Annotated in this window: 24 protein-coding genes; 16 read left to right on the top strand and 8 right to left on the bottom strand. The window is 70.7% G+C overall.

What is annotated here, in order from left to right; genetic code table 11:
- Nucleotides 1–294: 294 nt before the first annotated feature.
- The 12 genes from STRNI_RS05010 (at nucleotide 295) to STRNI_RS04955 (ending at nucleotide 14,790) form a co-directional block, all read left to right on the top strand.
- Nucleotides 295–777: a hypothetical protein gene (locus STRNI_RS05010; RefSeq protein WP_018088730.1), complete on the top strand. Its 483-nt coding sequence runs from the start codon at nucleotides 295–297 to the stop codon at nucleotides 775–777.
- 402 nt (nucleotides 778–1,179) lie between these two features.
- On the top strand, nucleotides 1,180–2,301 hold the full coding sequence (locus STRNI_RS05005) for an IPT/TIG domain-containing protein (protein ID WP_277410633.1): 1,122 nt from the start codon (nucleotides 1,180–1,182) through the stop codon (nucleotides 2,299–2,301).
- An 849-nt stretch (nucleotides 2,302–3,150) separates the two neighbouring features.
- Nucleotides 3,151–3,729, top strand: coding sequence for an RNA polymerase sigma factor (locus STRNI_RS05000; RefSeq protein WP_018088733.1), 579 nt, complete (start codon nucleotides 3,151–3,153; stop codon nucleotides 3,727–3,729).
- The gene (locus tag STRNI_RS04995; protein ID WP_109894909.1) at nucleotides 3,726–4,418 is read left to right on the top strand and encodes a hypothetical protein; all 693 of its coding nucleotides are present in this window, start codon (nucleotides 3,726–3,728) and stop codon (nucleotides 4,416–4,418) included. The genes STRNI_RS05000 and STRNI_RS04995 overlap by 4 nt, the downstream gene beginning before the upstream one ends.
- Nucleotides 4,419–4,523: 105 nt before the next feature.
- Nucleotides 4,524–4,685 carry a hypothetical protein gene (locus tag STRNI_RS04990; protein WP_018088735.1) on the top strand — a complete coding sequence of 54 codons (162 nt, stop codon included), beginning with the start codon at nucleotides 4,524–4,526 and terminating at the stop codon, nucleotides 4,683–4,685.
- 210 nt (nucleotides 4,686–4,895) lie between these two features.
- A complete protein-coding gene (locus tag STRNI_RS04985) occupies nucleotides 4,896–6,101 on the top strand; it encodes a cytochrome P450 family protein (protein ID WP_277410632.1) in 1,206 nt (401 codons plus the stop codon).
- Between the two features lie 334 nt (nucleotides 6,102–6,435).
- The gene (locus tag STRNI_RS04980) at nucleotides 6,436–7,641 is read left to right on the top strand and encodes an aromatic ring-hydroxylating oxygenase subunit alpha (RefSeq protein ID WP_371874778.1); all 1,206 of its coding nucleotides are present in this window, start codon (nucleotides 6,436–6,438) and stop codon (nucleotides 7,639–7,641) included.
- 248 nt (nucleotides 7,642–7,889) lie between these two features.
- Nucleotides 7,890–8,267: a DUF2267 domain-containing protein gene (locus tag STRNI_RS04975; RefSeq protein ID WP_018088738.1), complete on the top strand. Its 378-nt coding sequence runs from the start codon at nucleotides 7,890–7,892 to the stop codon at nucleotides 8,265–8,267.
- Between the two features lie 483 nt (nucleotides 8,268–8,750).
- The gene (locus STRNI_RS04970; RefSeq protein WP_159484606.1) at nucleotides 8,751–10,022 is read left to right on the top strand and encodes an MFS transporter; all 1,272 of its coding nucleotides are present in this window, start codon (nucleotides 8,751–8,753) and stop codon (nucleotides 10,020–10,022) included.
- Nucleotides 10,019–11,869 (top strand): S9 family peptidase, encoded by a 1,851-nt coding sequence (locus tag STRNI_RS04965; protein ID WP_277410631.1) that lies wholly within the window; start codon nucleotides 10,019–10,021, stop codon nucleotides 11,867–11,869. Before STRNI_RS04970 ends, STRNI_RS04965 begins: the two co-directional genes overlap by 4 nt.
- Nucleotides 11,870–12,131: 262 nt before the next feature.
- The gene (locus tag STRNI_RS04960; RefSeq protein ID WP_277410630.1) at nucleotides 12,132–14,066 is read left to right on the top strand and encodes a RiPP maturation radical SAM C-methyltransferase; all 1,935 of its coding nucleotides are present in this window, start codon (nucleotides 12,132–12,134) and stop codon (nucleotides 14,064–14,066) included.
- 49 nt (nucleotides 14,067–14,115) lie between these two features.
- Nucleotides 14,116–14,790 (top strand): DUF5825 family protein, encoded by a 675-nt coding sequence (locus STRNI_RS04955; RefSeq protein WP_277410629.1) that lies wholly within the window; start codon nucleotides 14,116–14,118, stop codon nucleotides 14,788–14,790.
- Nucleotides 14,791–14,864: 74 nt separating this feature from the next.
- On the opposite strand, the gene STRNI_RS04950 is transcribed toward STRNI_RS04955, so the two are convergent.
- From STRNI_RS04950 to STRNI_RS04940, 3 genes are all read right to left on the bottom strand, one after another.
- Complete coding sequence (locus STRNI_RS04950) at nucleotides 14,865–15,923, bottom strand: RICIN domain-containing protein (RefSeq protein WP_159484602.1); 1,059 nt, start codon at nucleotides 15,921–15,923, stop codon at nucleotides 14,865–14,867.
- Between the two features lie 164 nt (nucleotides 15,924–16,087).
- Nucleotides 16,088–17,035, bottom strand: coding sequence for a DMT family transporter (locus tag STRNI_RS04945; protein WP_277410628.1), 948 nt, complete (start codon nucleotides 17,033–17,035; stop codon nucleotides 16,088–16,090).
- A 265-nt stretch (nucleotides 17,036–17,300) separates the two neighbouring features.
- Complete coding sequence (locus STRNI_RS04940; protein WP_381281979.1) at nucleotides 17,301–17,741, bottom strand: winged helix-turn-helix transcriptional regulator; 441 nt, start codon at nucleotides 17,739–17,741, stop codon at nucleotides 17,301–17,303.
- Between the two features lie 149 nt (nucleotides 17,742–17,890).
- On the opposite strand from STRNI_RS04940, the gene STRNI_RS04935 reads away from it, so the two are divergent.
- On the top strand, nucleotides 17,891–18,607 hold the full coding sequence (locus STRNI_RS04935; protein WP_277410627.1) for an SDR family NAD(P)-dependent oxidoreductase: 717 nt from the start codon (nucleotides 17,891–17,893) through the stop codon (nucleotides 18,605–18,607).
- Between the two features lie 6 nt (nucleotides 18,608–18,613).
- Here the strand turns inward: STRNI_RS04935 and STRNI_RS04930 are convergent, their stop codons facing one another.
- The gene (locus STRNI_RS04930; RefSeq protein ID WP_266450266.1) at nucleotides 18,614–18,946 is read right to left on the bottom strand and encodes a cupin domain-containing protein; all 333 of its coding nucleotides are present in this window, start codon (nucleotides 18,944–18,946) and stop codon (nucleotides 18,614–18,616) included.
- A gap of 71 nt (nucleotides 18,947–19,017) precedes the next feature.
- On the opposite strand from STRNI_RS04930, the gene STRNI_RS04925 reads away from it, so the two are divergent.
- Together STRNI_RS04925 and STRNI_RS04920 are read left to right on the top strand one after the other, a co-directional pair.
- Nucleotides 19,018–19,971 carry a helix-turn-helix domain-containing protein gene (locus STRNI_RS04925; protein WP_159484598.1) on the top strand — a complete coding sequence of 318 codons (954 nt, stop codon included), beginning with the start codon at nucleotides 19,018–19,020 and terminating at the stop codon, nucleotides 19,969–19,971.
- A 499-nt stretch (nucleotides 19,972–20,470) separates the two neighbouring features.
- Nucleotides 20,471–21,601, top strand: a complete 1,131-nt coding sequence (locus tag STRNI_RS04920; protein WP_277410626.1) for a hypothetical protein — start codon at nucleotides 20,471–20,473, stop codon at nucleotides 21,599–21,601.
- 29 nt (nucleotides 21,602–21,630) lie between these two features.
- On the opposite strand, the gene STRNI_RS04915 is transcribed toward STRNI_RS04920, so the two are convergent.
- The gene (locus tag STRNI_RS04915; protein WP_277410625.1) at nucleotides 21,631–22,305 is read right to left on the bottom strand and encodes a DUF2470 domain-containing protein; all 675 of its coding nucleotides are present in this window, start codon (nucleotides 22,303–22,305) and stop codon (nucleotides 21,631–21,633) included.
- A gap of 212 nt (nucleotides 22,306–22,517) precedes the next feature.
- Nucleotides 22,518–23,120, bottom strand: coding sequence for a TetR/AcrR family transcriptional regulator (locus tag STRNI_RS04910; RefSeq protein WP_159484593.1), 603 nt, complete (start codon nucleotides 23,118–23,120; stop codon nucleotides 22,518–22,520).
- A 130-nt stretch (nucleotides 23,121–23,250) separates the two neighbouring features.
- Here STRNI_RS04910 and STRNI_RS04905 point away from each other — a divergent pair, with 130 nt between their 5' ends.
- Nucleotides 23,251–24,708 carry an amidase gene (locus STRNI_RS04905; RefSeq protein ID WP_277410624.1) on the top strand — a complete coding sequence of 486 codons (1,458 nt, stop codon included), beginning with the start codon at nucleotides 23,251–23,253 and terminating at the stop codon, nucleotides 24,706–24,708.
- A gap of 111 nt (nucleotides 24,709–24,819) precedes the next feature.
- Here STRNI_RS04905 and STRNI_RS04900 read toward each other — a convergent pair whose 3' ends face one another.
- Both STRNI_RS04900 and STRNI_RS04895 read right to left on the bottom strand, forming a co-directional pair.
- Complete coding sequence (locus STRNI_RS04900; protein WP_159484589.1) at nucleotides 24,820–25,590, bottom strand: NUDIX hydrolase; 771 nt, start codon at nucleotides 25,588–25,590, stop codon at nucleotides 24,820–24,822.
- A gap of 79 nt (nucleotides 25,591–25,669) precedes the next feature.
- Nucleotides 25,670–26,968, bottom strand: a complete 1,299-nt coding sequence (locus tag STRNI_RS04895; RefSeq protein WP_277410623.1) for an MFS transporter — start codon at nucleotides 26,966–26,968, stop codon at nucleotides 25,670–25,672.
- Nucleotides 26,969–26,998: the final 30 nt, after the last annotated feature.

The following is a 26,998-nucleotide window of genomic DNA, read 5'->3' as shown; positions in this document are numbered from 1 at the left end:
GCACGGAAGCGCCGGTCCGCCGAGGTTGCCGGGGGCAGCCGGACCGTGCCTGGGGTATGGGCCACACATAGCCGGGGAGACCGTGAGTGCGCCCTCTTCGCGCCCCCTGGATCACTACGTTTGCGCTGTTCACCACCCGTACCGACCGGCAGTGCCGCGCCCGCTTCGGGCGTGGGTGCGGGCATTCACACCTTCTGTTGAAGGCCGTGAGGTGCGGGCTCGGAGCGACGGGAATTCAGCAGATCCTTCTCCGTGGTCGGGCGCGCCGCGCGCCCACGACGGAAGGAAACGGCTATGCGACGCACCATCGTCGGCACATGCGCTGCTCTGGGGGCTCTGGCCATCGGGCTGGCGGGTCCGGCCACCGCCGCTCCGGTTCCGGTGACGGCGCTCAACTGCGATGGCGACACCTACCAGTGCACGGCCAACCTCCGCTTCGGTGACAACAATTGGAAGGCCAGCTGGGGGGCGAACATCTTCCATCAGACACCCCGGTCCGCCTATCGCGCCCCGGTTCCGGTGACCGCTCTCAATTGCGACGGTGACACCGGAAAGTGCATTGCCAACCTGCAATTCGGCGACGGGTACTGGCGGGCGAGCTGGTCCGCGAACATCTTCCACCAGGCGTTCCGGTCCGCCGACGGCGCACGGCTTGCGGCTCCCGTTCCCGCGAACAGCCTGAACTGTGACGGCAACATCGGCAGGTGTTCCGTCAACCTCCAGTTCGGCGACGGAAATTGGAAGGCCAACTGGCCCGCGACCATCTACCACCTGTAAGCGGACCTCCCCTCAGTCAGGGGATCGAAGAGCAGCGGGCCCGGGGACGAGTGCTATCCGTCCCCGGGTCCGTCGCATCACCTCAGCCGGCCGCTATCGGTACGCACCTGCGGCAGCCGCACTCCCCGTACGCCTGCCGTCCGCCCCCACGGCGCGGAAAAAGGGACGAGGGAATACCGGCGTACGCCGGGCCATGGCACGGGAGTGACGCTCATCTACGTATTGTCATTTTGATCGCCGAACGCATCATTGCTGTCACGTACACGCCTTCTTCCGACCCGCCGGGAACCCTACCGTCGCAGGCACCCGACATTCGACGGCGGCAACTTCCGCTCCGCACGGACCCGTTCACGAATGGACTCGTGAAACGGCGGTGGAGTGGCGGCTGCCCAGGGAGAAGACATGTCCGAAGTCATACAGCAGCAAGGAAATCCGCAGACCCCGGGCGCCTGGCCCGGCGGGGACGGGGGCGGGGGCGGGGGAGACTGGCCCAGATATCCGAGACTCTACGACGCCATTCCGTCCTCGGGGCCGACCTCCGGAGGCAACACCGTCCTGCTCACCGGGTCGGGCCTGCTGGGGACGAACCAGGTCACCTTCGGCGGTGTCCCCGCCACCATCGTCGCCCAGGACCCCTCCGGCAACTCGGTCACCGTCATCGCACCGGCACACGCCGTGGGCACCGTCCAGGTCATCGCCACCACACCGAGGGGCCTTTCCAACGCGGTGAGCTACACCTACACCGTGACCCCGCCGACCGGTCCGACGGTCACCGTGCTCGTCCCCACCAGCGGGCCCACCACCGGCGGCACCGCGTTCGCCATCATCGGAACCAACCTCACCGGCGGGACGGTCACCTTCAACGGCGTCGCGGCCTCCGGAGTGTCCATCAACGCCACGGGCACGGTGCTCACCGGCACCACGCCGCCCGGCCCCGCGGGCAATGTCCCGGTCGTGGTCACCACCCCGGCCGGCAGCACGGTCGTCGCCGGCGGATTCACCTACACGGCACCCCCGCCCGTGGTGACGTTGCTGTCGCCGTCGTCGGGCAGTACGGCGGGTGGTACGGCGTTCGTGATGACGGGGAGCAATCTGAGCGGGGCGTCGGTCACGTTCAACGGGGTTGCGGCGACGGGGGTTTCGGTCAATGCGTCGGGTACGGCGCTGGTCGGCTTCACCCCGGCCGGCCCGCTCGGCAACGTCCCGGTCGTGGTCACCACGCCGGGCGGCAGCACGGTCGTCGCCGGCGGGTACACCTACACGCCGCCGCCCCTGCCGGTGGTGTCGTTGCTGTCGCCGTCGTCGGGCAGTGCGGCGGGTGGTACGGCGTTCGTGGTGACGGGGAGCAATCTGAGCGGGGCGTCGGTCACGTTCAACGGGGTTGCGGCGACGGGGGTTTCGGTCAATGCGTCGGGTACGGCGCTGGTCGGCTTCACCCCGGCGGGCCCGCTCGGCAACGTCCCCGTTGTGGTCACCACGCCGGGCGGCAGCACGGTCGTCGCCGGCGGATACACCTACGTGTGAGTGGACGCTGCTCCGCCGGCGCCCGCGGAGCAGCGACGGCCGGGGACGGTCCGCTTCCGCGGTGACCCGGCGAGCAGTGCCACCGCGCCCGCGCCCCGCCCGCCAGGGATCGCCCCCTCCCGTCCCTGGCGGCCGCGACCTGGGTGTGTCGTCCCGGCGTGTGGGTGACGGGTAACACGCCCAGGGGGGCGCTACGGCGCGGTGAGGGCCTTCTGGCTCGGTGTGGATGACGCTATCCGCGCCGATGCCAGGAGGCCCTTACGCGTGTTGACGGGGTGTCAGACGCCGTGCGCTCCGCGACTAAGCGCCCCGCACACACCGGGCGGTGAAGCCCGTAACGAGCGACAAGCGGGCGATCGGCGGGCGGCGCCCCTGCCCCTCCCACCCGCACAAGAGTGTGATCCGCGCCACTCTCCCGCCCCGCAATCCCTCAACGTCGCAGGTCAGAAGCTCAACGTGAGCAGGTGACTGCGGATGGTCATTTTTGGTCCACGGATCCGATTAACAATCCCGGCTTCGCGAGCGGTCTAGGGGCAAGAGAGCGGTCTTCGCCGGCGTCATCCGGACGCTGGCGAGTCCACCGCGAACATCGAAAGGAGAGGCAGTGGATCACCAGTGGCCCTGGGGCACGCCAGCCATGGGCGGCGCGGCCAGGACGACCCCGGCTGTGCTCCGCGCCCGTGCGCGCGAGAGCACCCACACCGCCTCGCGGACCTGCGGCCCGTCGGTCTGCAGCACGTTGTACGACCCGGACCCTGACAGCCGGTGCGGTGCCGAACGGGACCTCCCCGGGCAGATCCACCCCGGTGTCGTCCGCCCGCCCGTGGCAGACCGAGGGATGGCTGCCCGGTGAGCGACTACGGAGACGGACAACAGCTGCGCCCCGACCCGATGGACGGACTCCGGGTCGACTTCACCGCCTTCTTCAAGGAGGTGCAGCACGGCTACCTCGGCTATGCGATGCAGCTGCTGCGCAATCGTCAGGACGCCGAGGACGTGGTCCAGATAGCCGGGATGAAGATCCATGCGAAGTGGGACGAGTTCCTGGCGCACAGCAACTACCGGGCCCTGGGTCTGCGCATCCTGAGTGACGCGATCAAGGACTACATCCGCTCGCGCAACCGGGTGACCCGCCGCGAACGGGCCGCGGCCGCCGAAGCCGGGCGCCATCAGTCCTGCGTCGACCAGATCCTGCACCTCGGCACCTTCGACGCCCTTGACCGCGCCATGGACGAACTGGCCCGGCGGGAGCCGGTGCAGGCGGACTGCGTCCGGCTCCGCGTGGCGCAGCTCAGCTACGAGGAGATCGCCGAGACCCTCGGCATCACCCCGGGCACGGCGCGCACCTACTACTCCCGCGGCCGCCAGCTCGCCAAGGAACTCGCGGCCTCCTATCTCCGGAACGAGCAGGAAGGAGAACCGTCGTGACCATCGAAGACATTCTGCAGGCCGAAGCCGATGAGGTGGGTAGCGTACTGGCCGACCACGATCCTGACGCCTTCACCCGCCGACTGGCCGAGCGGATCGCCGAGGCCGAGCGGATTGCCGAGGCCGAGCGGCAGACACCCCCGGTACGGCCGGTTCCCGAAGGGCGGCACGACCGCGCCCCGGCCCCGGCGCGTCCCGGCCGTGCCCGGCCGCTGCCCCGGCGGCCACGGCCCAGGCCCGTTCCCAGCTCCACGGCAGGCCCCGAGGAGTTGCGGCGGCATCTGCACACGCTGTGCGAGTCGGTGCTGCGCGGGGGGCACCTGGGGCGTCTGGAGAAGTTCGCCCGGGACTACGACGCGGCCGGCGCCCGGACCTTCGCGTGCCTGCTCTACTCCATCAACCGGCACGAGGCTGCGGTCTTCTGGTGGCGGTTCGCCGCCGGCGCCGAAGACCAGCTCTCCGCGCACTGCCTGGCCATCCACCACGCGGCCGACGACAACCTCATCGACGCGCGCCTGTGGCGCACCATCGCCACCGCCCTGGGCTACTCACCCCGCCGGCATCTGCCCAACCCGGCCCCCGGAGCCCCGCTCCCGGACCCCGGTTGGCTGCTGGCGCGCTCCGGGCCCGAGCTGCAGCAGTTCGCCGAGCCGCAGGCCCCCCTGTCCGCGGGGTGTGCGGGGTGCTGAACGGGCCGCGCAGGCAGCCCGGCTCCACCCAGGAAGCCCGGGGATGAGCCACCGCCGAACGGCCGGGCCGCCACGTACCACCCACCACCCATCGAGGAGCAGCCCATGAAGGATCATGCGGAGGACCGGCAATCCCCGCCGCGTGTTCCCGAGGAGCCACGACGCCACCGGCTCAGGAAGTACGCCCGCTTCACGGCCGCCCATGCCATCGAGGGCATGACCGGGGCCGCCATCTCCGCGCTCTTGCTGTACCTGACCCAGCGGTAGCCGGGCCCGGCCCTGGGGGCTGCCTCCTGCCGCCGACTCGAAGGGGACGGCGGCAGCGGCAGTTCCGGCGCACCCGCGTCGCCGGACCTCCCGAACTCGGCCGTGGCGCCCGGCATTTCGGCCCGGGCCGCGGTTAGTGGCTCCACCGCCGGGGAGGGTTCCCCCGTACCCAGTCGTCCCGAGGCAGCGTCATGACGGACAGGAGGCCGGATGACAACCGAACCGGTGGGGACAGTGGATCTGGCGGCAATGGGGGAGGACTTCGTCCGCGACCCCTATGAGGTGTACGCGCGGCTGCGCGAGCGAGGCCCGGTGCATCGCGTACGGCTCCCGGAGGGCACGGCCGTCTGGCTGGTCGTCGGCTACGACGAGGTACGTGCGGCGCTCAGCGACCCCCGGCTGTCGAAGGAGTGGCGGCACGCCTCGTCCGCGCAGCCGATGCAGCCGGTGTCCAGCGGTGTGTCGATGCTCCGCTCCAATGCGCCGCAGCACACCCGGCTGCGCGGGCTGGTGGCCCGTGCCTTCACCGCGCGCCGGGTGGCGTCCCTCGCGCCGCGCGTCCAGGAGCTGACCGATGAGCTCCTGGAGGCGATGCTCGCCGCCCCCGACGGCCGTGCCGATCTCGTCGAGGCGCTGGCCTTCCCGCTCCCGATCACCGTCATCTGCGAGCTGTTGGGAGTGCCCTTCCTGGAGCGGGACACCTTCCGTACCTGGACCGACATCCTGATGGTCGGCGCCCCCACACCGCAGACCAGGGAAGCGCTGGCGGCCATGACCGGCTATCTCGACCGGCTGGTGGAGACCAAGCGCGCCCGCCCCGGCGACGACCTGCTGAGTGACCTGATCGCGGTGAGCGACGAGGACGGCGACCGGCTCAGCCATGAGGAACTCCTCGGCATGGCCCAGTTATTGCTGATCGCCGGCTACGAGACCACCGGCAATCTCATCGCCAACGGCGTCCTGGCGCTGCTCACCCACCCGGACCAACTCGCCGCGCTGCGCGCCGATCTGTCGCTGATCGACGGCGCGGTCGAGGAGATGCTGCGCTACGACGGGCCGCTGGAGACCTCCACCTTCCGTTTCACCATCGAGCCGACCGAGATAGCGGGCACGGTCGTCCCCGGCGGTGGCGAGGTCGTGCTCCCCGTGATCGCCGACGCGGGACGCGACCCCCTCCGCTTCGACGATCCCGACCGCTTCGACATCACCCCCGCCGCCCGCGGCCATGTGGCCTTCGGCCATGGCATCCACTTCTGCCTCGGTGCCCCCCTCGCACGCCTGGAGGCCCGGATCGCGGTGCGCACCCTCCTGGAACGCTGCCCGAAGCTGGAGTTGGACGCCCACCCGGCCGACCTGCGCTGGCGGCTGGGCGCATTGCTCCGCGGCCCGCGGCAGCTCCCGGTCCGCTGGTCGTGACGCCCTGCCCGGCCCCTCGACGGTGCCGCGCGCCGCACCGGTCCGACGCGCCGGACGAACGGAGAGCCCTGGCCTGACAGCGCGGGCTTGCCGGGCTCCGCTGCGCCACCGGGGAGTCACGGCGCCGGGGCAGCCCGCGTCTCCGCCCCGGCACGCCGTACGTAACTCTCGCCGCACGCAAACGGCCTAGTCACCCTCCGGGGCGAGTCTGATTGCCGCCGTCCCGGGGGAAACGCACAAGGTGATCGCGGAGAACGGATCCGGCGCGCTGCCTGCCGGAATCCCGACGTTTTCCCCGTTCCATATCACTGGCCTGCGTGCGAGGGAGAAATGTATGACCAAGGCTCAGCCCGCATGGGACGGGTCCATTGCGGCCGTGGCGGCCGGTGGCCCGGACCATATGCGTGAACACCGTGCCGGACCGACGGCCGACCTTCGGCGCACCGGAATCCATCCGAATTTCTGGTACCCGGTCGCGGTGTCCGGAAGCGTGCCGAAGAACAAGACCTTCGCCGCCGTATTCGCGGGGGAGCGGATTGCGCTCTATCGCGGCGCGAGCGGCACGGTCTTCGCCTTGGAGGACCGGTGTGCCCACCGCCAGGTACCGCTGAGCATGGGCGTCGTCGAGGGCGAGACGCTGCGCTGCTGCTACCACGCCTGGGCCTACCGCGGGAACGGCCGGATCTCGCAGATCCCGTATCTGCCCAAGGGGGTCGACCGGCCGCCGCGCGGTGTGCGCTCCTATCCGGTCCGCGAACGGTACGGCCTGGTGTTCGTCTTCCCGGGTGACCCGGAGAAGGCGGATACGACCCCGCTGCCCGAGCTGCCGGAATATGATTCGGTCAAGCACAAGACCATGGTGTTTTCGCGCACGGTGCACTGCCACTACTCGTTCATGCACGAGAATCTGCTGGACATGAACCACCAGTTCCTGCACCGCGGCGTCCTCGGCAAGATCCAGCCCAAGCTCCTCGGATACGAAACGGGTCCGGAATTCGTGGAGGCCCGGTATCTGTTCGTTCATGCCGGTGGAAAGAAGGACCGCGGCGCCGGTCTGCTGTCCGGCGAGGGCTTCGGCGGAGGCAATTCGCCCGACGTCATCACCGTCCGCACCGAGTACCCCTATCAGACCCTCCAAGCGGTTCCCGAGAACTCCGAACTCCCGGCATTCTCCCTCTGGGCGGCCTACGTACCGAAGGATGCCGAGCAGCGCACCCATCATGCCTATGGCCTGCTCATGATTGCGAAGCCGCCGATCCCGGGAGCCCTGAATCTCGCCTGGCCGCTCATCCGGCGCTTCACGGAGCGGGTGTTCGCCGAGGACCGGATGGCGGTCGAGGCCGAGCAGCGGGCCTGGGACGAGCAGGGCGAGGACTGGAACCATGAGGTCTTCCCGCTGATCCTCGATGTCCGTGACGTACTGCGGACCAACGGCGTCCCCATCCGCCCCGAATCCGCCCTCTGCGGCGCCGCCGCGTTCTGCGACGGCGCACCGCGGGCCGGCACACCATCGGACACCGCCTCGCACCAGCCGGGCTGACCGGCTGGTGCGACATGAGGGGAGGGTTCCGGCTCGCGCGGAAGGCGCTTGACCCGTCCTCACTCCAGGTCGGACGCCTTCCGGCGGGCGCGCCCGCGAACCGCCCGTGACCTGGTGACTTTCGGTTGCCGCGACCGTGCAGCGGGTGGCGGGTCGAGCGTGGGCCGACGGTGGGCGGGGGATCGTGGCAAGGTGGTGAGTGAGGCTGCCTCCCTCGTTCATCCCTCGATTCCGTTGTGGAGGCTCGCATGGACGTCAAGGAGTTCTTCCAGGCAGTGGCGGATCGCGCGGGGCTCTCACGACAGGAAGCGGCCGATCTCACCCGCGCCACCCTTGAGACGCTGGCGCTGCGGCTGAGCGGCGGCGAAGTCCGCGATCTGGCCCTCGAACTTCCCGAGCCGCTGCGTGTCTCGCTCCAGCAGGGGCGGGGAGAGATGGTGATCTTCGGGCCGGATGAGTCGATCCGCAGAGTGCGTCGGCGCACCGGTCTGTCCGGGCCGGAAGCCGACCGCGGTGTACGGGCGGTCCTCAGCACGCTGCAAGAGGCCATCTCCCGCAAGGAGTTCGGGCACGCCATGTCGCAGCTCGGCAAGGAGTACGCAGAGCTGGTGGAGACCACGCCCTGACGGCCCTTCCCTGACGGCCATTCCCTGACGGCCATTCCCTGACGGGCCTGCTCGTCCGGCGATCTCTACGGCCTGCTCACCGCGGCTGACGCGAAGAGGTGAGGGCGGCGGAGTGCTGGTCGCGGGGGCGACGGCCCGTCCGAACGAACCGCTCGAAGGTGTTCTGCGCGCACATCTTGTGGCCCACGTCACTGTCTGGCTAAGCTCCGGCACGATTCGGGCACATTTCCTCCGCAAGTTGACCTATTGGTGAGGCGATCTTCACGGTCTGCCCACATGTGTGAGGTGGCTTCGCATGGAACGGTCAGCGGCATCCCCGGCAGGCGGCGCACCCTACGACTTATCGCGCGTCTCCTCCCGGGACGCGACGGCGAACGGCCCGACGTACGGCCCGGCGGACGGTCTGACGTCCGGCCACCCGGCCCGCCCGGCGCACGACGACGCCCGCCCCGGCACCGCGAGACCGGCCCCGGACCGTGCCTGATGACCGGGTCCGCCCCGGCGGTGGCACCGGCCGCTCCGCTGCCCCACGTCCGCCGCGACCTCCGGCTGTTCTGGTGGGCGGGCACCTGTGACGCCCTGGGCAGCCAGACGTCCGGGCTCGTCCTGCCGCTGTTGCTGCTGACCCTCGGCCGGTCCCCCGCCGAGGTCGGCGCCCTCGCCGGACTCTCCGCGGCCGCCACGCTCCTGCTCGGCCCGTTCGCCGCCGTCCCCGCCGACCGCGGGGCGCGCAAGCACCTGATGGTGGGCTCCGCACTGGTCTCCGCCGCCGCGATGGCCGGCGTCACCGTCGCCGTCGCCGCGGGCCCGGTCCCGCTGGCCGTGCTCATCGCCGCGGTGCTCGTCGAGCGCTGCGCGACCTCCTGCTACGAGGCGGCGGAGCTCGGGACCGTCGCCCTGGTGTGCCCGCCCGCGGAGCACCGGCGCGTCCTGTCCCGATTACAGGCGGGGGAGCGGGGCGCACTCGTCCTCGGTCCCGCACTGGGCGGGCTGCTCTTCCACGCCGAACGCTGGCTGCCCTTCCTGGCGGACGCCCTCTCGTACGCCGTCGCGGCCGGCTGTATCGCCGCCATGCGTTCCCCCCTCGTCCCGCCCCCTGCGCAGCGTCCGCCGGCCGGCACGGTGCACCGCGGTCTGCGGGCCCGGACCGCCGAAGCCGGAGCGGGACTGGCGCTGATCCGCCGCGACCCCTTCCTGCGGCTGGCGCTCGTGTGGATCTCGGCCGTCAACGCCCTGCTCGTCGCGCTGTATTACACGACGGTTTTCGCTCTTCAGAACGACGGCCGGGGCGCGGCGCCGCTGGGTCTGGTCCTCGCGCTCGCCGGGGCGGCCGGCCTGGCCGGTGCGCTCGCCGCACCCCGGATCGCCGGCCGGCGCCCCACGGGCCGCGTTCTGGTGACGGTCTCCTGGCTGATGGTGCCGCCGGCCGCGGCCCTGGCGACGGCCCGCGACGCCTGGCACTTCGGCCTGCTGTTCGGCCTGCTGTGTCTGCTGACGCCGGCCGCCACCGTGGCGCTGCAGGCCCGGATCATCCAGGTCATCCCGCCCGGACTCCAGGCCCGCACCGGCACCGTACTGGCCACCGTGTCGGGTGCGGCCGCGGCAGTGGCGCCCGCCCTGGCCGGGCTGTCGGCCGACCGGGCCGGGGCCGCCGCCACCCTCGTGGGCTGCGCCGCGCTGCTGGCCGGGCTCGCGCTCTACACGACCTGTGCGGCACCGGCCCGCACCCGCCACGCCGCTACGGAGCCCGTATGAGCATGACTGCGGCACACCCCGCCGCCCTGCCGCCTTCCGGTACCGGCTTCCGGGTCTACCACCCGGCGCTCCCCGAGGTCTGCCCGCGCGACCCCGCGCGGATGGCGCTGGCCGCGGACGCCGACGGCCGCTGCGAGATCTTCACCTGGAACGCCGCCACCGGCACCGCACGCCAGGTCACCGACAGTCCGCACGGCACCCTGCACTGCGCACTCGACGCCGAGGCCCGGGTGTGGTGGTTCGCGGAGGACCGCAGCGGCCTCGGGCTGTGGTACTTCCAGGACTTCGAGGGCGGTGCCCGGCAGCCGGGCCTGACCGGCCTGCCGCCGGGCTTCCCGCACGGCCTCGCCGTGAGCGACGCCGGGACCGTGGCCATCGGACTCGGCGACGGCCGCGGGATGACCGTCCACCTCGGGAGGCCGGGAGGTCCGGCCCGGCAGGTGTGGACCGTCGACGGGCAGGCGCGGCTGGCGGGCATCTCGCCCTCGGGAGGGCTGCTGGCCCTTTCCGGAGCGGCCGGCTCCGACCGGGCGGTCACCCTCCTGACCTGCTCCGGGGCGGTGCTCGACCAGCTCTCCGGACACCACGGCCGACTGTGGGCGCTCGGCTTCGCGCCGTCCCCGGCAGGCACCGAGCTGCTGCTGGTCCAGGAACACCACGACCACTACCGGCTCGCGACGTGGCGGCCCGGCAGCGGGCTGCTGCCCCAGGACTGGTGCCGCTTCGACACCGAGATCACCGCGCGCTGGTACCCCGCGGGGCGCCGGGTCCTCATCCGCCAGGACCGCCACGGCCGTTCCACCCTCGCCGCGGCCGACCTCGACCGGCGCACGCTGACCCCGGTGCCCTCCCCGCCCGGCACCCTGCTCGACGCCGCCCCGCACCCGGGCGGCGAGGTGCACTACCTCTGGACCGACACCGCCACCCCGCCCCGGATGCGCTCCACCGCCGGCACCCGGCTCCCGGGGCTCGCCACCCTGCCCGCCCCCACGCCCGGGCGGCACCGCGAACTGTGGACCCCCGGCCCGGACGGCCCCGTGCACACCCTGCTCAGCACCCCGGACCCGACGACCGGCCGGCGGCCACCGCTGGTGTTCCTGGTGCACGGCGGCCCCGCCGACCACGACCGTGACGCCTACGACCCGGAGGTGCACTCCCTGGTCGCCTCCGGGTTCGCGGTGGCCCGGGTCAACTACCGCGGCTCCACCGGTTACGGCCCCCGCTGGCGCACCGCGTACGGCGCGGGAGTCGGGCTCACCCAGGTCGCCGACCTCGTCGCGGTCCGTGCCGATCTGCTCCGCCGCGGGCTGGCCCGGGCGGACGCGATCGGCCTGTGGGGCACTTCCTGGGGCGGCTACCTGGCCCTGCTGGCGCTCGGCACCCGGCCGGACCTCTGGCAGGCGGGCGTCGCCGTCAAACCGGTCGCCGACTGCGCGGCGGCGTACCGCACCGGCACCCCCGCGCTGCGGGCCCTGGACGAGCGGCTGTTCGGCGGCACGCCCGACGCGGTGCCCGAGCGCTACGCCCGGAGCTCACCCCTCCACTACGCCGCCGAGGTCCGGGCCCCGCTGCTGGTGATCGCCGCCACGCTCGACGCCAAATGCCCGCCCGGCCAGGTACGGAGCTACCTCGACGCGCTGCGGCAGGCCGGTGCGGCACACGAGTCGATGTGGCTGGAGACCGGCCACGACGGCTACACCGGTGCCCACCACGTGGCCGTGCTGCGCCGCGCCATGGGCTTTCTGGACCAGCATCTGCGCCGCGCCCCCGCGGCCCACCGAACCCCCCGTCCATCGAGGGACGGGGTCTCCGGAGGCACCGGCCCGTCCGGTACCCCCGGATCGTGAGATCCGTTCCGCAACCGGCAGAAGAGGAGCAGCAGCCATGCAGAAGGACATCATCCACAACGACCCGCTCGCGGGTGACGAGGAGAACCGCAGGCCGGGCATCGGCATCACGGTGACCGTCCCGTTCCGTAACGCCGAGGACAACGAGGAGGACTGACCCTCCCCGGCCGGCCCGGTTGCACACCGGGCCGGCCGGACCCGCGCACGTCACCGGCCGGCCGTCCGGCCACCTCCCACCCCACCCGCCGTACGAGGAGCCGCCATGCGCGTCCTGCTGGTCAATATGCCCTGGTCCCCGATCGACCTTCCGTCCCTCGCCCTCGGCATCCTGAGACGAAGCGTCGACGAGCGCACCTCCGGGCGGGCCGATGTCCTGCACGCGAACCTGGAGTTCACCGACTGGATCACCCGGCGGACCGCCTTCACCGCGGACGACTACCAGTTCTACGCGCTCTCCTCGTACTTCATGGGATGCGGCGACTGGGTGTTCTCCTCCGCCCTGTACGACGATCCCGAGTGGCGGGTACCGGAGTTCAGCGTCTCGATGCGCGGCAAGCTGCGTGACGAACGGCTGCGGATGTCCAAGGAACTGCACCGCGTGGTACCGGAGTTCGTGCAGGAGATCGCCGAGCGGATCGTCGCGGCCGGGCCCGACGTCGTCGGCTTCACCTCCACCTTCCAGCAGAACACCGCCGCGCTCGCCGCCGTCAAGTACGTCAAACGCCTCGCCCCGCACATCAAAACCGTCATGGGCGGCGCCAACTGCGACGCCGAGCAGGGCGCCGCCACCCACCGCAACTTCCCGTTCCTGGACTTCGTGGTCCGCGGCGAGGGAGAAGCCGCCTTCCCCCAGCTGCTCACCGCTCTCGACGAGGGCGGCGACCTGTCCGCCGTCCCCGGGCTGTGCCATTGGGGCGCCGACGGCAAGAGCATCGCGAACCCGATGAGCACCCGCCCGCTGCCGCCCGCCACCATCCTGCCGCCCGACTACAGCGGGTACTTCGAGCGGCTGGCGTCCTCCGTCGCCCGCAACTGGGTGGAGCCCAAGCTCGTCGTCGAGGGGGCCCGCGGCTGCTGGTGGGGGGAGAAGCACCACTGCACCTTCTGCGGTCTCAACGGCTCCTTCATGCAGTTCCGCAGCAAGAGCCCCGACACCTTCTACGAAGAGATCATGGAGCTGGCCCGCCGGCACCGGGTGCTGGACATGTACCTCGTCGACAACATCCTCGACATGGGCTACCTCACCACCGTCCTGCCCCGCATCATCGACAGCGGCTACGACCTGCGGATGCACATCGAGATCAAGGCGAACATGCGCCGTACCCAGCTGCGCACCCTGGCCGAGGCCGGAATGATCTACGTCCAGCCGGGCATCGAGAGCCTCAACAGCCGGGTGCTCGACCTGATGGACAAGGGCGTGAGCGGCTGCCAGAACGTCCGCATGCTCCGGGACGGGGCCGAGACCGGGCTCTCCGTATCCTGGAACTACCTCCACGGCTTCCCCGGCGAGAGCGCCGCCGACTACGAGCCCGTCATCGCCCAGATACCGGCCCTGGAACACCTCGATCCGCCGGTCGACCTGTCCGCCCGCATCGCCATCGAACGCTTCAGCCCGTACTTCAACCGGCCCGAGCTCGGCTTCACCGGTCTGCGCCCCGAGGAGCACTACCGCTTCACCTACGACCTGCCCGAGTCCGAACTCCTTGACATGGCCTATGTCTTCGAGGCACCTGAGCGCGGCATCACCGAGCCCACCGTCACCGCGCTCAACGGCGCCCTCGGCGCCTGGAAGAAGCACCACGCGGACAGCAGGCTCACCCATGCGGACCTCGGCGACCGCATCGTGCTCGTCAGCCGCCGGCGCGCCTTCAACTGGGGCGCCATGGAACTGACCGCGCCCACCGAGATCGCGGCCTTCCGGCTCCTCGACCAGCCGCACGCCCCCGCCGCGCTGACCCGCAAGCTCACCGCCCGCCTGCCCGAACACCCCGTCGACGAGGTCGCCGTCCATGCCCTCCTCCAGCACTGGGTGACCCTCGGACTGGTCTTCACCGACGGCGGCCAGTACGTCCATCTGGCACCGGCCGCCGTCAACGAGGACCTGCTGCGACTCGACTTCATGCGCCACACCCACGCCGCGACCGCCCCGCAGGAAGAGCCCGACGACGCCGCCCACGCCCTCGTCGCCCACGTCTGAGACACCGACCGGCCCGCAGCAGGACAACCGTGCCCCGCAGGAGAAACCCATGACCAGCACCGCCGCCCCCGCCTCCCGGCCACTGACCCTCCACGCCTGGCGGGACTACGACGAGGACGCCTGCACTCTGCCGGGCATGAGCCTGGGCGCCGTCGACCTGACCGCCCCGCCGCACGATCAGGCCGCCGAGCTGTGGGAACTCGGGGCACGCCGGGTGGAGTTCACCGGCGAGATCGACCTGACCGCGGTCGACGACCCGGCCGAGGCCGCCCACGCCGTCCGGCGGCTGTGTCTGATCCGCGATCTGACGGCCCGTGCCGTGCTGGTGCAGTGGCAGCTACGGCTGCCCCCGGAGCCCGACGACGGCTGGCGCGACCTCAGCCACCTCCAGCCGCCCCGGACCCTCACCGGCCCCGCCGACCCCGTGGCCGCGCTCGCCCAGTGGCGCAACGAGCACTACCTCTGCAAGTGCCTGTGGCGCCAGGGCCCCGGCTTCGTCCAGATCCGCGACCGCCGCTGGGGCGAACTGCGCCGCTTCACCGCCGAGGAGTCCGAATACCAGCAGGCGATCACCCAACTCTCCTACGGAACACCACTACGGTCCGTCCCGAAGGCCATCGCCGCCGACTTCCTGGAGGAGCGCCTGGTCTCCCGCACCGGACCCCTGCTGTGGTGGCTCCCGTACCGGGTGAACCGGTGGACCCAGGAGGCGATGGCCATCTGATGCCCGCGGGGGAGTGGTGCGCTCCACAGGTGGGCCCGCACGACCCACGACCCCGTGCGGGCCCACCTTCTGACTCAGCTGTTACACGTCGTGAAGTCCGGGCTGGTCTGCGCCAGATAGATGCTGGACCGGCCCTGGTCATCGGACCGCAGCGGAACGGTGACCGTGTCCTTCGCCTTCCACGGGAAGCCGTTCGCATCGAAGGTCCACTCACCGGTCACCTTCGTCGCCAGCTCCGACAGTGCCACCCATCCGTAGTGACGCGACGGCACGTTGATCGTCAGGCTGTTGCCGAGATCCGTCCGCAGGTCGTAGGTGACCTGGCCGGAGAGGGTGAGGCTGACGCTGGTCTGCACCGGGCTCGCCATACCCGTGCCGAGGGTCGAGGTGAAGGACACCCCGAGCTGACTCGACCAGCCGCTGGAGGTGTTCAGCGTGAACGTCCACGGCACCGGCGTCTCGGTGCCGTTGTACCAAACAGGGGAGATGCACTGCTTGGGCAGCGGCTCGGCCGGGGCCTGCGTCCCCTTCGTCCACGAGCAGGTCGCTGCGTCCTTCTGGCAGCGCTTCGACGCATAGGCCACCGCAGCCTTGAACGCGGCGCCGGTCGCCGACGAGGGGATCTTCCACTGCTGCGCCTTGCTGGCGTTGCAGCCGTAGGCCTGTGTCCACGCGTCGTCGTACTGGGCGCCCAGGACGACGTCGATGCACTTGTTGTCGCCGGCGTTACGGATCAGGTAGGTGTCGCTGGTGCCGTTCACGGGCTGGAAGTACCAGCGCAGGCCGGATGCTCCGGAACAGGACCGCTGCTTGAGCGGGTGGCCGGCTTCGATGCACTTGCCGGTGGCGTCGTTGACGAGGGTGAACGACCCGTCGGGCTGCGCGTTGGCGCTCCACTTCTGGTGGTGGCCCGGCGCGGAGTTGGTGACGATGAAGACACCGTCACCGGTGTTGCCGTTCTGTACGTCCAGGTTCCGGCCGTTGTTGACGGACGTGAAAGTCAGGCCGCTCAGGCCCGAACCGTCATCGGCACGGGCCGTGCCGGCCTGGGCGGACAGGCCGAGGGTGACGGCGAGCGCGGTGATGAGGACGGCGAATGTTCTGCGTAAGCCGCTGCGTCTGGGCGGTTTCATACCAGAACAACCCCCTTATCTGATCGGAGTGTTGGTGGGGTGTTCCACCTCGTTCCGCACGCTATCGCTCCCGGTGATCCTGCGGCAGTACTCCGCCGCACGCGCTGAGAGCCGCCCCGGCCCGCGGCCCTCGCTCGCGATCCCGGCAGTGCCGCGTCCGCCGCCTACCGCGCAGACTCCGCCGAGACGTCGGGCTGGGCCGCCGCGCGGTTCCCACGCGCGTCGTCCGGGACCTGCGCCCGCGCCTTCCCCCGCATCCGCGACACCGCTACCCCGGACAGGCACAGGAGGCCACCGAGGAGTGTCAGCCAGCCGGGCACCTCGCCGAGGAACAGCCACGACATGAGGACCACGAGCACGGGCACCGCGTAGGTCGTGGTACCCATCTTGCCGACGGTCGTACGGGACACCGCGTAGGCCCACGTGGTGAACGCCAGGGCCGTCGGGAAGACGCCCAGGTACACCATCTGCAACGTCGCCGACACCGGGGCCCGGCTCACCTGCGACACCAGCTGTCCGGCGAACGGCAGACAGGCCACCGTTCCGGCGAGCGCACCGAACGTGGTCACCTGCATCGGAGTGGCGTGCTTCAGCGTCGGCTTCTGCAGCACCACACCCACCGCGTACGCCAGCGCCGCGAACAGGCACAGCAGCACGCCGAGGAGAGACGACTCTCCGCCGCCGGACATGGACAGCCCGACCACCAGGGCCCCGGCGAAAGACACGGCCATGCCCGCCATCAGCCGGGGCGGGAAGCCCTCCTTGAGCAGCCATCCGCCCAGGAGCGCCATCAGGATCGGCCCGACATTGACGACCAGGGAAGCCGTTCCCGCGTCCACGAGCTTCTCGCCCCAGTTCAAGGCCACCATGTATGCGCCGAACCACAGGACTCCCGAGGCGATGATGCCGGGCCAGGCCTCGCGGGGCGGGAATCCACCGCGCCGGACCAGCAGGAGGACGCTCAACACGACGGACGCCACCGCCAGCCTGCCCAGGGCGAGTGCGCCCGGCCCGAAATCCGCGGCGGAGCTGCGGATCGCGATGAACGACGACGCCCACAGCACCACGGTGACGGAGGCCGCGGCGAGCGCCCGGCCATCCGCCCTGCTCACGGACCTGGCGTCGCCATCCCCTGCCTGTGTTCCCTGGCTCACTCCTGCACCCTCCCGAGCTCTTTGCATACGCCCTGCGCACGCACATGAGCCGCCAGCTTGTAAGAGCCGGTGCCTGGGTGACAAGCGAGTAAGTGAGCCCGTGAGGGTGGACCGACCAGCTGCTCCTGGCCGGTCTCATTGGCTCCGGCGGGTTGCGCACAACCAGCGGTGAGGGGCCGGCCGAGCGCCGGAACTGCTCGGCAGCATGAACCAACGGGCTCGTTCAGGTCCGTGTGGGGTGCGTGGCGTCGTAGCGGTGCCGATTGTTGCTGATCTCGTGGCGGTGTGCGGAGGCCCATTCTCCGAGAGCGACGACGGAGTCCAGCAGTGTCGCGCCGAGTGCGGTGAGGGCGTAGTCCACACGTGGGGGAACGCTCGGGTGGACGGTGCGGGTCAGCAGGCCGTCGCGTTCGAGTTGCCGCAGTGTCAAGGTGAGCATGCGCTGGGAGATGCCCTTGACGGCGCGGTGCAGTTCGCCGAAGCGCATGGTGCGGTCGCGGAGTTGCCCGACGATCAGGATGCTCCACTTGCTGCCGACCAGCCCGAGGATCTGGAGCACCTCCCGGCATGCCTCCTCGTCGGACTCGTGGTCGCCGCGGGTTGTCGGGGGCGGTGTGGAGTGGTGGTGCTGCGGGTCCGGGGAGGTGTTCCTGTGGGGCGCCAATGGTTACCTCCGTGTGCGTCACCGACATGAATGTGCCGTCTTGTTGCGGCCTTTCCCGTAACAAATCATGGGGCCACGCACAGACAGTAAGTGGTCGGCGGCGGGTCGCGGTAACACCGGTCCGATCGCTGTGATCGGAAGGAATCCGCGTGTCCAAGACGCTCGTTGTGGTCGGTGCCGGGCCGGGGCTGGGGATGGGGGTGGCCCGCGCATTCGGCCTCCAGGGCTTTCGGGTCGGGCTGATCGCCCGTACCGAGAGCAAGCTGCACACCCTGGTGGGTGAGCTGGCCGACCTGGGTATCACGGCCGCCGCGTTTCCAGCCGATATCCGCGATCGCGACGCGCTCACCACAGCCCTCGCCGCGGCGGGGGACACGCTGGGGCCGATCGATGTGCTCGAATACAGCCCCAGCCCGACCGGGCCGATCACTCACGCCGCACAGACCACGGTCGACTCCGTCACCGCGCAGTTCGAGCTGCATGTGCTGGGCGCGTTGACCGCCGTGGGCCATGTGCTGCCGCAGATGCTGGCCCGAGGCGACGGCACCCTACTGCTGACCACCGGTGTTTCCTCGACGATCCCCGCCCCCTTCCTGGCCAACGTGGGTATGGCCATGGCTGGGCTTCGGAACTGGGCACACACTTTGCACGCTGAACTCAAGCCACAGGGCATCCACGTGGGGACGGTGACCATCGCCTCCGGGATCACCCCCGGCGGCGGCGAGGCCGACCCTGACGCCATCGGCGCCCGCTACTACAGCATGTACCAGCAGCGGAACCGCATCGAAGAGGTCATCGGCGACCTGGACGCCTTCCGCTCCCTCGTCACCCGGACCGGTGGGCACGGCACTCCGGCCGGAGTCTGAGCGCGGTCAGCGGGGGAGCACGGTGATCCCGAGCATCCGTGCTCCCGTCTCGGTGCGGGGCCGGTGGCGGCTGCCCGGTGCGAAGACCACGTACGTACCGGGCCCGTGGCGTTCCTCGCCCTCGATCACCTCACCGCTCAGCACGTAGTAGCGCTCTTCGGTGGCGTGCACGTCGACCTCCGGCCACTCGGTTCCGGGGGCGAAGTCGATCAGCCAGCCACCGGCGTATGCGGTCCTCGGCAGTCGGCGGCGCACGATCCCGGGGACGACCTCGACCGGTGCGACCTCATCGACCTGGACGGCCGTCTTCAGCGGGACCGTTTCAGTAGTTTCACTCATGGAACCACGGTGACCCGGGCCGGCCTCCCGGGCCGAGAGTCCAGATAGACATCCATGGGTATCTTCCTGCCATGAACCGACATCGGGTGGTGGCCCTTCTCAACCCGCCCCAGTCCCCCTTCGAACTCGCCTGCGCCGCCGAGGTCTTCGGCACCGCCCGGCAAGACCTGCCGGTCCACTACGACTTCCTGATCTGCGCCGAGCGCCCCGGGCCCCTGCGGACCACCTTCGGCTACGCGATGCTCGTCGACGCGGGTCTGCCGGCCCTGGAGGAAGCGGACACCGTGATCGTCCCGGGCTGGCGCCCGCCCGGCAGCCCGGTGCCGCCGACCGTCCTGGAGGCGCTGCGGGCCGCCCACCGGCGCGGGGCGAGGATCGTCGCCATCTGCACGGGGGCATTCGTCCTCGCCCAGGCCGGACTGCTCGACGGCCGCCGCGCCACCACCCATTGGGGCCGCACCGCACAACTCGCCGCCGCCTTTCCCGAGGTGCAGGTGGACCTGGACGTGCTGTACGTGGACCACGGCGACGTGGCGACCAGCGCCGGAAGCGGGGCGGGCATCGACCTGTGCCTGCACCTCGTACGCTCCGACCACGGCGCGGCATACGCCGCCCAGATTGCCCGGCACATGGTGCTGCCGCCACACAGGGAGGGCAGCCAACTCCAGTACGCCACACAGCCCGCCCCCGCCAGGGCCGACGAGTCATTGGCACCACTGCTGGAGTGGGCCACCTCGCAGCTCGGCACCCGACTGACCCTGGACCGCCTCGCCGAACGCGCCGGACTGTCGAACCGAACCCTCGCCCGGCGGTTCACCGAACAGCTCGGCACCAGCCCGGGACAGTGGTTGCTCCGCCAACGCCTCGACGCGGCACGGGTCCTCCTGGAACAGACCGACCTTCCAGTGGAAGCCATCGCCACCCGCGTCGGACTCGCCTCGGCCGTCAACCTGCGGCGCCGCTTCCGAGCGGCCCTCGGCACCACGCCCGGTGCGTATCGGCGGGCCTTCGGCGAAACGCTGTAGTGGAGCCGAGGCGGCGGAGCCGATTTCCTTAGCTCGCAGTCCTCGCTCTCCTCGCTCTCCTTGTCCGTACCGCCGCTCGCAGTCGGCTCCGGGGCACCTCATGCATGCACCGGAAACGGACCCGGACACTCCCGGACGACTTCCGGCCATTGGGCGGCGGAGCCGTCCGGAACGGACACGGGTGCGGTAGGAAAGGGGCCGGTCCGCGGAACTTCCCCGACGGAAGCGTAGGAAAGTCACCGGACATTCAGGGAAGTTGGGGGAGTCCTCGGCACGTCACCAGTCCGCACGCGACCTGGACCCAGGGTGGTGGTGCGGGAAAGGCGACGCCTCCGGGCGGCAGCCGCGCCATGTGGTGATCCGCTGCCGTATCTCCCGTGAGTACACCGACCGAAGTGCTCCACTCCGGCATTGCCGGGTCCTTCCGTCCGTCCCGGCGTTCACCGGCTCATTCCAGTATTGGCGGGACCCTTCCCGCGTTTCGGAAACGGAGACCACGATGCGAAGACAAATCCGTGCCGCCGTGGCGGTGGTCGCGACCGCGTTCCTTACCCCCCTGCTGACGGCGAGCCCGGCACCGGCCTCGCCGGCCCGGCCCGCCGACGGCGCCGGCAAGCCCGCGGACTGCCGGCCGGCCCTCCAGGTCCTGGCCTCCCTGCCCGGCTCAGGAGGCAGTCAGGTCAAGGGACTTGGCCCGCGAGACCTGGCGGTGGGGGCATCGCGCGGCGTGCCCGTGTACTGGACCGGCACACGGGTACACCGCGTACCGCTGCCCGCCGGATTCACCGGCGGTGAGGTCGCGGCCGTCAACGCGAAGGGGCTGATGGTCGGGTCGCTGCACAGCGCGGGCCGTACCGCCGCCTTCAGCTTCCGTATCGGGGCCCGCGCGGTGACCCTGCTGCCGGAAGGGGCACACGCGGCGGACGTCAACGACCGGGGTCTGATCGTCGGCGACGCGGTCAAGAGCGGAGCCCTCATCGGTCTCGAATGGGACGGCGCCCGGATAGTTCGTCGGCTCGTACCACCGGCCGGGTACTCGCTCACCTCGGTGACCGCCCTCAACAACGCCGGGCAGATCGCTGGTTCCGGCGAGGCCGTCAAGGACGAGGAGTCGTGGTCGGCGGGGCTGTTCTGGCCCGCCCGGAGCGGCGCCGCGGCCGTACCCCTCCAGCGGTTCTGGCCCGCGGGAGTGCCCTACGACTTCTGGTACCCGCGGGACATCGACCGCGCCGGACGGATCGTGGGCACCCACGACTACACCCGGCTGGACACCCTGACTCCCACCCAGTGGCTTCCGCCGTACAAGAACGAGAGCGAGCCGGGACTGCTCGGGGAGCGCACCAGCGGCACCTTCGAGGCCATCAGCCCCACCACCAACGTGAGTGTGGGCACCGCTTCGGACAGTCACATGGTCGGGCCGTTCCCGCCGGAGACGGCGCCCCCGGAGCAGGCCCAGATCTGGCCGGGCACCGGCCCCCTGCTGGCGCTGCCCCGGCTCTCCCCGGAGGGCGCCTCCCAGGCGTACGCCGTCAGCGACGACCAGCGCGTCGGTGGCTCCGCGGCCGACGCCGCATTGACTCCCCGTGCCGTCGTCTGGGCCTGCGCCCTGCGGCAGGCGTACCGGCCCTGACGCCCCGGCGAGTGCCGGGTGCCGCCTGTTCAGCTGCGCCGCGATATCGCGTTCTCGCCCGGCTCCCGTTCCCCGCTGAGCAGCCGACTTTGGTGTGAGCAGCGCCGGGCGGTGGTGAGCAGCGCCTGGATCTGCAGGCTGAATTGACCGGCGTCACTGAGCGTCTTGTGAAAGGGCAGGCGTACATCGCGGTGGCCGAGCGCGTACTCCAGGCGGAGGACGATTCCGTAGCGATCGATGGCCAGGGGCACCACACGTTCCATGAGTTGCAGGAATCGCGGTTCCACCAGTCGCAGCAGGAGGGGAATGTAGTGGCTGTGCTCCTCTACCAGGTGGGTGAGCACATCCGCTTCACAGGTGGCCAAGGGGTCTGCAGGAGCGGCCATCAAGTCGTCGAGGCCGATGCTGGACTTGCACGTTCCCGTTTCGAGCACCGCCGTGGCGAATTCCATGCAATCGCCTTCCGGCGAGGCCGCCTTGTCCCGTGAGGTCAGCCACCCGATCACGGTCACGCGTGCGCGTACCCGGTCCCGTACGGGGAGCGGAGCGACATCCGTGAACTCCAGCGTGGTGGGCACCCGCTCGTCCACCCGGGCCGCGCCGGTGAGGCCGGCATCCACCGGGGACGGGTGCAAGTGGATGCGCTGCGTCGGTCCCGGCCCGTTTCCGCGGGACACCTCTGTGCTGTGGCCATCGGCCACCATCGTCATCGAGTGTGCCGAGGCCAGGATCGTCCGGACTCGTTCGGCGCTGGTCGGCCGGCAGTTGGCCGACCTGGGAAACGGATGTCCGGTTCTCGTCGGGCCGGGGTCGGGGTCGGGGCCGGGGCCGGGGTCGGGCACAACCGGCCGGCGGCCGGCCTTCGGCAGGACGGCGCGGGTCCGCTAACCGCAACGGCGAACCCGTCAACTGCCCCTCAGGCTCCGTGCCAGCCCATCACGGCCTCGACAAAGGCGATGAGCCGCTCGCCGACGTGGTCCACGCTTCCGTTCTGCGCGCTGACCTGGGCCCCCTCCAGAGCGAAGGTGATCTCCGCTGCGGCTCCCTCGGGATCGGTGAGGCCGGCTGCGGTGCACATGGCGGTCAGGCGGCGGAGTTGCTGCGCCTTGTGTGCTTCGATCACCTGGCGCGCCGGGTGGGAGCGATCGGGCAGCTCGGCAAGGGAGTTGATGAAGGGGCATCCGCGGTGCGAGATCTCCGACAGGGAGTCGGCGATGAAGGCGGCCAGGCCCTGGATCTGTGCCCGGGGATCGTCCGGCCACCGTTCCTCGATCTTGTCGAACGCGGAGGTGTAGTCGGCCGCGACGATCAGCAGCCACTGCGCCGCCAGCGCGTCCTTGGTGTCGAAATGCCGATACAGCGCGGCCTTGGTGGTCCCGGCCTTCTCCGCGATGGCCTGGACGCCGACCCCTCTGATCCCCTCGGAGTGGAACAGCTCCTCGGCCGCGTCGAGGATGCGCTCGCGGGGCGGCAGCTTGGCCACCCGGCCCGCGCGGCCCGGCCGCACCGCGTCTGTCATGTCCGATCCTCCGTGTTACTCCAGGCCATTTCGGCTGCGCCACCCCATGCTACGGTACCGATCAGTCTCATGCGATACCGATCGGTATCGCATGAGACTGATCGGTACGTCGTGCCATAGGGGAGTTCTCATGAAGCTGTCGGAGTACGTGACGTATGACGCCGTCGGGCTGGCCGAGTTGGTCGCCCGTGGCGAGGTGACCGGCGCCGAGCTGGAGGCGGCCGCGCTGGAGGCGGTCGCCGCCGTCAACCCGCTGATCAACGCGGTCGTGGAGACCTGGCCCGCCGAGACTGCGGAGGGCGTGGGTGAGGCGTCCGCAGGAGGGGCGCCATTGGCCGGCGTGCCCTTCCTGCTCAAGGACCTGGGCGTGTCCATGGCCGGCAAGCGGGTGGAGCTGGGCAGCCGACTCGCCCAGGGCAATGTCGCGCCGGCGGACTCGAACCTGATGCGGCGCTTCCGCGCGGGCGGGCTGGCGACCATTGGCCGCACCACGACTCCGGAGTTCGCCTACGGCATCACCACCGAGGCCGTCCTGTACGGGCCGACCCGCAACCCCTGGGACCTCGACCGCTCGCCGGGCGGCTCCAGCGGCGGTTCAGCGGCTGCTGTCGCGGCCGGCATCGTCCCGCTCGCGCACGGCACGGACGCGGCGGGCTCGATCCGCATCCCGGCCGCCAGCACCGGCCTGTTCGGGCTGAAGCCCACCCGTGGCCGGGTGTCCATGGGCCCCGATGTCGACGAGATCTTCAACGGCCTGGCCGTCCAGGGTGGCGTCAGCCGCACGGTGCGCGACAGCGCGGCGCTGCTCGACCAGATCCGGGGCCCGGAGAGCGGTGACCCGTACTTCGCCGCGGAGCCGGAACGCCCCTATGCCGAGGAGATCAACCGCGTCCCGGGCAGCCTTCGCATCGGCGTCATCCTCCAGGGCGGAGGCCGGCGCCGCACCGTGGGTCCGGTGGCCGACGCCGTGTCCCGCACCGCGGAACTCGTCGCCTCGCTCGGCCACCATGTGGAGGAGGCCACGCTCGACCTCGGGGTGAGCTGGGAGCAGTTCGTCCTGGCCAACGCACGGCTCTGGACGGCCAATCTGGTCCCCTGGCTCGATGCCCTGGCCGCCGCGTCGGACCGGCCCATCGATCCGTCCACCGTCCAGTCCGAGATACTCGCCGGCTACGCCTGGGGCCGCCAGGTCTCCGGCGCCGACTTCGTCAGTGCGCTCGGCGTACGCAACACCGTCGCCCGCAGCGTCGGCCGCCACTTCCACCGGTACGACGTGCTGCTCACCCCCACCCTTCCCGAGCTGCCGCCGGGCCTGGGCGTCTACGCCGAAGGCGTCGAGGACCTCGACGGCCTCGGCTGGCTCGACCGGATCTTCGACCGCTCCCCCTTCACCGCCGGCTTCAACGTCGCCGGAACCCCCGCCATGTCCGTACCGCTGGCGGCCGACCCCGCCACCGGACTGCCCATCGGTCTGCAGTTCGCCGCCGACTACGGCCGCGAAGACACCCTCTTCCGCCTTGCCGCCCAGCTCGAACAGGCCGCCCCCTGGTCCCACCGCACCCCGGCCGTCTGGGCCGGTTCCCACTGATCGGGGAGCCTGACACCGGCAGCGTGGGGCCATGGGCGGCCAGGTGAGGCCACGAGAGGCCACGCGAGGCCAGGTCCCGCGCACCATCGGCGGTGGCCTACGAGGAAGACGTCACGCCCGAGAACCGTCCGAAGGGTCCTGCCACGTCTCGCCGGGATTACGCAGGTCGCCGGGAGTACGAGGGTCGGCGGGAGTACGCAGGCCGCCGGGAGCACGAGGAACGCCGGGAGCACGAGGACCGGTGGGCGTACGCGTACCGCCGGGGAGGAGTTTCCCGGAGTGCAGATCCATGATGCGTTCCACCGCGAACGTCGTCTGACGGGAGCGTGCCTCGTCGAGAGTGAGCCAGACAGGTGCCTCCCCTTCCTCATTCACGGTCACCTCCCCCTGGGCTCCCGCTTCCCGGTGCTCATCGACCTCCAGCAGATAGGCATGCCAACGATGCGCGTCGGAGCCCCTTCTGCACACGTCTCCCTTCAAATACTCGTCCGCCACGAGCCGGAGGCCCCCGTGCGCGTCGCGGATTCCCACTTCCTCCCAAAGCTCCCGCGCGGCCGCGCACTTGGGTTCCTCCCCGCGCTCGACGTGACCCGCGGGGACGGTCAAAGAGTAAGGAAAGGCGGTTCGCTGGAAGAAGAGAAACCTCGCACGCCGGTCACGCACGAATACACCGGCACTCTCATGCCAGTACTCGCCGTCCGAATCGGTCCACCAGCAGATGCGGGGGTCGATGACAACGGCTCTTTCCGCCTCGCGGCCGCACGAACTGCAGGTGCAGCGTTTTCTTCCGTCCACGACGATCCAGGTGACCGTCTCGGCATGGCAGTACAGGCAGTACTCGCCAAAGGTGTTGTCCCGCAACAGAAGGAAGTCGAGTTTCATCCTGCCCTTTCCGAGGTGAGGGTCTGCCGTCAGCCCGTACAGCAGTCGGAAACGCCACATTTCCACGGCTCGGTCAGGGTCACCTGGAGTCGGGATTGCTGACGTCCGCCGCCTTCCCTATGGGTTCCGGCCCTTCCCTCATACCCAAACCATCCGGTGCGTCGGGCGAATGGGACACACCGGATGGCGAACCGGTCCCGGAAGTGCGCGCGGTCGTCAGCAACAGGACCGCGCCCAGTCCGCCGAAGACCAGGGTCGCGGCGGCGACGGCGCCCCACCCCGCGGCAGCGATGACCAGCCCGAAGACCGGTGGCCCCATCAGAATCCCCACACCGCCGAGCTGGTTGAGGATGCCATTGGCGACATCGAGATGCTCAGGACGGCTCACCGAGGCGGGGACGGCAGCGAAGACAGCGGAGATGAGCAGTCCGTCGACGACAAGAACAAGCGTGGCCGCTCCGCCGCTGATCACGAGGGGGAGTTCGGCCGAGAAAGCGGGGAGGCAGGCCACCGGCATCAATGCGCCCAGCGGGACCAGTGAGGCGAGGGCCGCGCCGCGCCGCAGCAGCCAACTGGCGACGAGCCCGCCGACCGCGCTCCCCAGGCAGACGACCGCCACGACAGTCCCGGCCACCGCCGGCGTGGCCTGCCGGTGCTCGGTGAGAAACGGCGGAAGCACCATCACCACGGCGACGCCGACCAGCGACAGACTTCCGTACGCCACGCCGAGCCTCAGCGCCCCGTTCCAGGTGCCGGCTTCGCGGTGAGCGCACGGGACCGCCGTCCTCGGCAGCCGAGGCAGGACGGTCGTGAGCACTCCGGCCATGATCAGCGGACCGAGCGCGGTGAGGGCCAGCCATTGGTGCCATGTCCACCAGGAGGCCAGGGCACCGCCCGTGGCCGCGGCGATGGCGAGCCCCGTCGGGACGCAGGTGCCCCACAAAGCGAGCGCTGCCGATCGGACGGCGCCCTGCGTCATGCCGGTGAGAACGACCGGACCCGCCACGAACACCAGCAGGTAGCCGACTCCTTCAGCGATACGTGACCCCAGCAGCAGTCCCCAGGAGCCTGCGGTCGCGCTGACGGCGGCTGCCACCGCCATCACCAAGAGGCCCCAGGACAAGGCTCGTTGGGCACCGAAGCGGCGGACCCACCATCCCGCCGGGATGCCGAGGACGGCGCTCACAGCCGTGATACTCGACGTGGCCCACGCGAGCGCACCGCCCGACAGGCCCAGTGACGAACGCAGGGCGGGACCCGCAGGTGAGACGGCACCCAGACCGATCGCCGCCAGCACACCGGCGAGCCATGTCGCCAGCGCGTACTTCCAGGGCGACGTCAAGGCACGGCGCTGACTGCCTCTCTTCCTGTCGTGCACGGGTTCTCCTTGTAGTGGCCGGCGCGTTGT

It is taken from the genome of Streptomyces nigrescens, from assembly GCF_027626975.1.
Lineage (GTDB): Bacteria > Actinomycetota > Actinomycetes > Streptomycetales > Streptomycetaceae > Streptomyces > Streptomyces nigrescens.
The sequence above is the reverse complement of the archived record's forward strand: the minus strand, read 5'-3'. Positions and strand labels throughout refer to the sequence as shown.

Bases quoted from the DNA above. Each gene is read 5' to 3' on its own strand.
- STRNI_RS05010 (WP_018088730.1), top strand. From the start codon at position 295: ATGCGACGCACCATCGTCGGCACATGCGCTGCTCTGGGGGCTCTGGCC.
- STRNI_RS05005 (WP_277410633.1), top strand. From the start codon at position 1,180: ATGTCCGAAGTCATACAGCAGCAAGGAAATCCGCAGACCCCGGGCGCC.
- STRNI_RS04990 (WP_018088735.1), top strand. From the start codon at position 4,524: ATGAAGGATCATGCGGAGGACCGGCAATCCCCGCCGCGTGTTCCCGAG.
- STRNI_RS04985 (WP_277410632.1), top strand. From the start codon at position 4,896: ATGACAACCGAACCGGTGGGGACAGTGGATCTGGCGGCAATGGGGGAG.
- STRNI_RS04980 (WP_371874778.1), top strand. From the start codon at position 6,436: ATGACCAAGGCTCAGCCCGCATGGGACGGGTCCATTGCGGCCGTGGCG.
- STRNI_RS04975 (WP_018088738.1), top strand. From the start codon at position 7,890: ATGGACGTCAAGGAGTTCTTCCAGGCAGTGGCGGATCGCGCGGGGCTC.
- STRNI_RS04970 (WP_159484606.1), top strand. From the start codon at position 8,751: ATGACCGGGTCCGCCCCGGCGGTGGCACCGGCCGCTCCGCTGCCCCAC.
- STRNI_RS04965 (WP_277410631.1), top strand. From the start codon at position 10,019: ATGAGCATGACTGCGGCACACCCCGCCGCCCTGCCGCCTTCCGGTACC.
- STRNI_RS04960 (WP_277410630.1), top strand. From the start codon at position 12,132: ATGCGCGTCCTGCTGGTCAATATGCCCTGGTCCCCGATCGACCTTCCG.
- STRNI_RS04955 (WP_277410629.1), top strand. From the start codon at position 14,116: ATGACCAGCACCGCCGCCCCCGCCTCCCGGCCACTGACCCTCCACGCC.
- STRNI_RS04950 (WP_159484602.1), bottom strand. From the start codon at position 15,923: ATGAAACCGCCCAGACGCAGCGGCTTACGCAGAACATTCGCCGTCCTC.
- STRNI_RS04930 (WP_266450266.1), bottom strand. From the start codon at position 18,946: ATGAGTGAAACTACTGAAACGGTCCCGCTGAAGACGGCCGTCCAGGTC.
- STRNI_RS04925 (WP_159484598.1), top strand. From the start codon at position 19,018: ATGAACCGACATCGGGTGGTGGCCCTTCTCAACCCGCCCCAGTCCCCC.
- STRNI_RS04920 (WP_277410626.1), top strand. From the start codon at position 20,471: ATGCGAAGACAAATCCGTGCCGCCGTGGCGGTGGTCGCGACCGCGTTC.
- STRNI_RS04915 (WP_277410625.1), bottom strand. From the start codon at position 22,305: ATGGTGGCCGATGGCCACAGCACAGAGGTGTCCCGCGGAAACGGGCCG.
- STRNI_RS04910 (WP_159484593.1), bottom strand. From the start codon at position 23,120: ATGACAGACGCGGTGCGGCCGGGCCGCGCGGGCCGGGTGGCCAAGCTG.
- STRNI_RS04905 (WP_277410624.1), top strand. From the start codon at position 23,251: ATGAAGCTGTCGGAGTACGTGACGTATGACGCCGTCGGGCTGGCCGAG.
- STRNI_RS04900 (WP_159484589.1), bottom strand. From the start codon at position 25,590: ATGAAACTCGACTTCCTTCTGTTGCGGGACAACACCTTTGGCGAGTAC.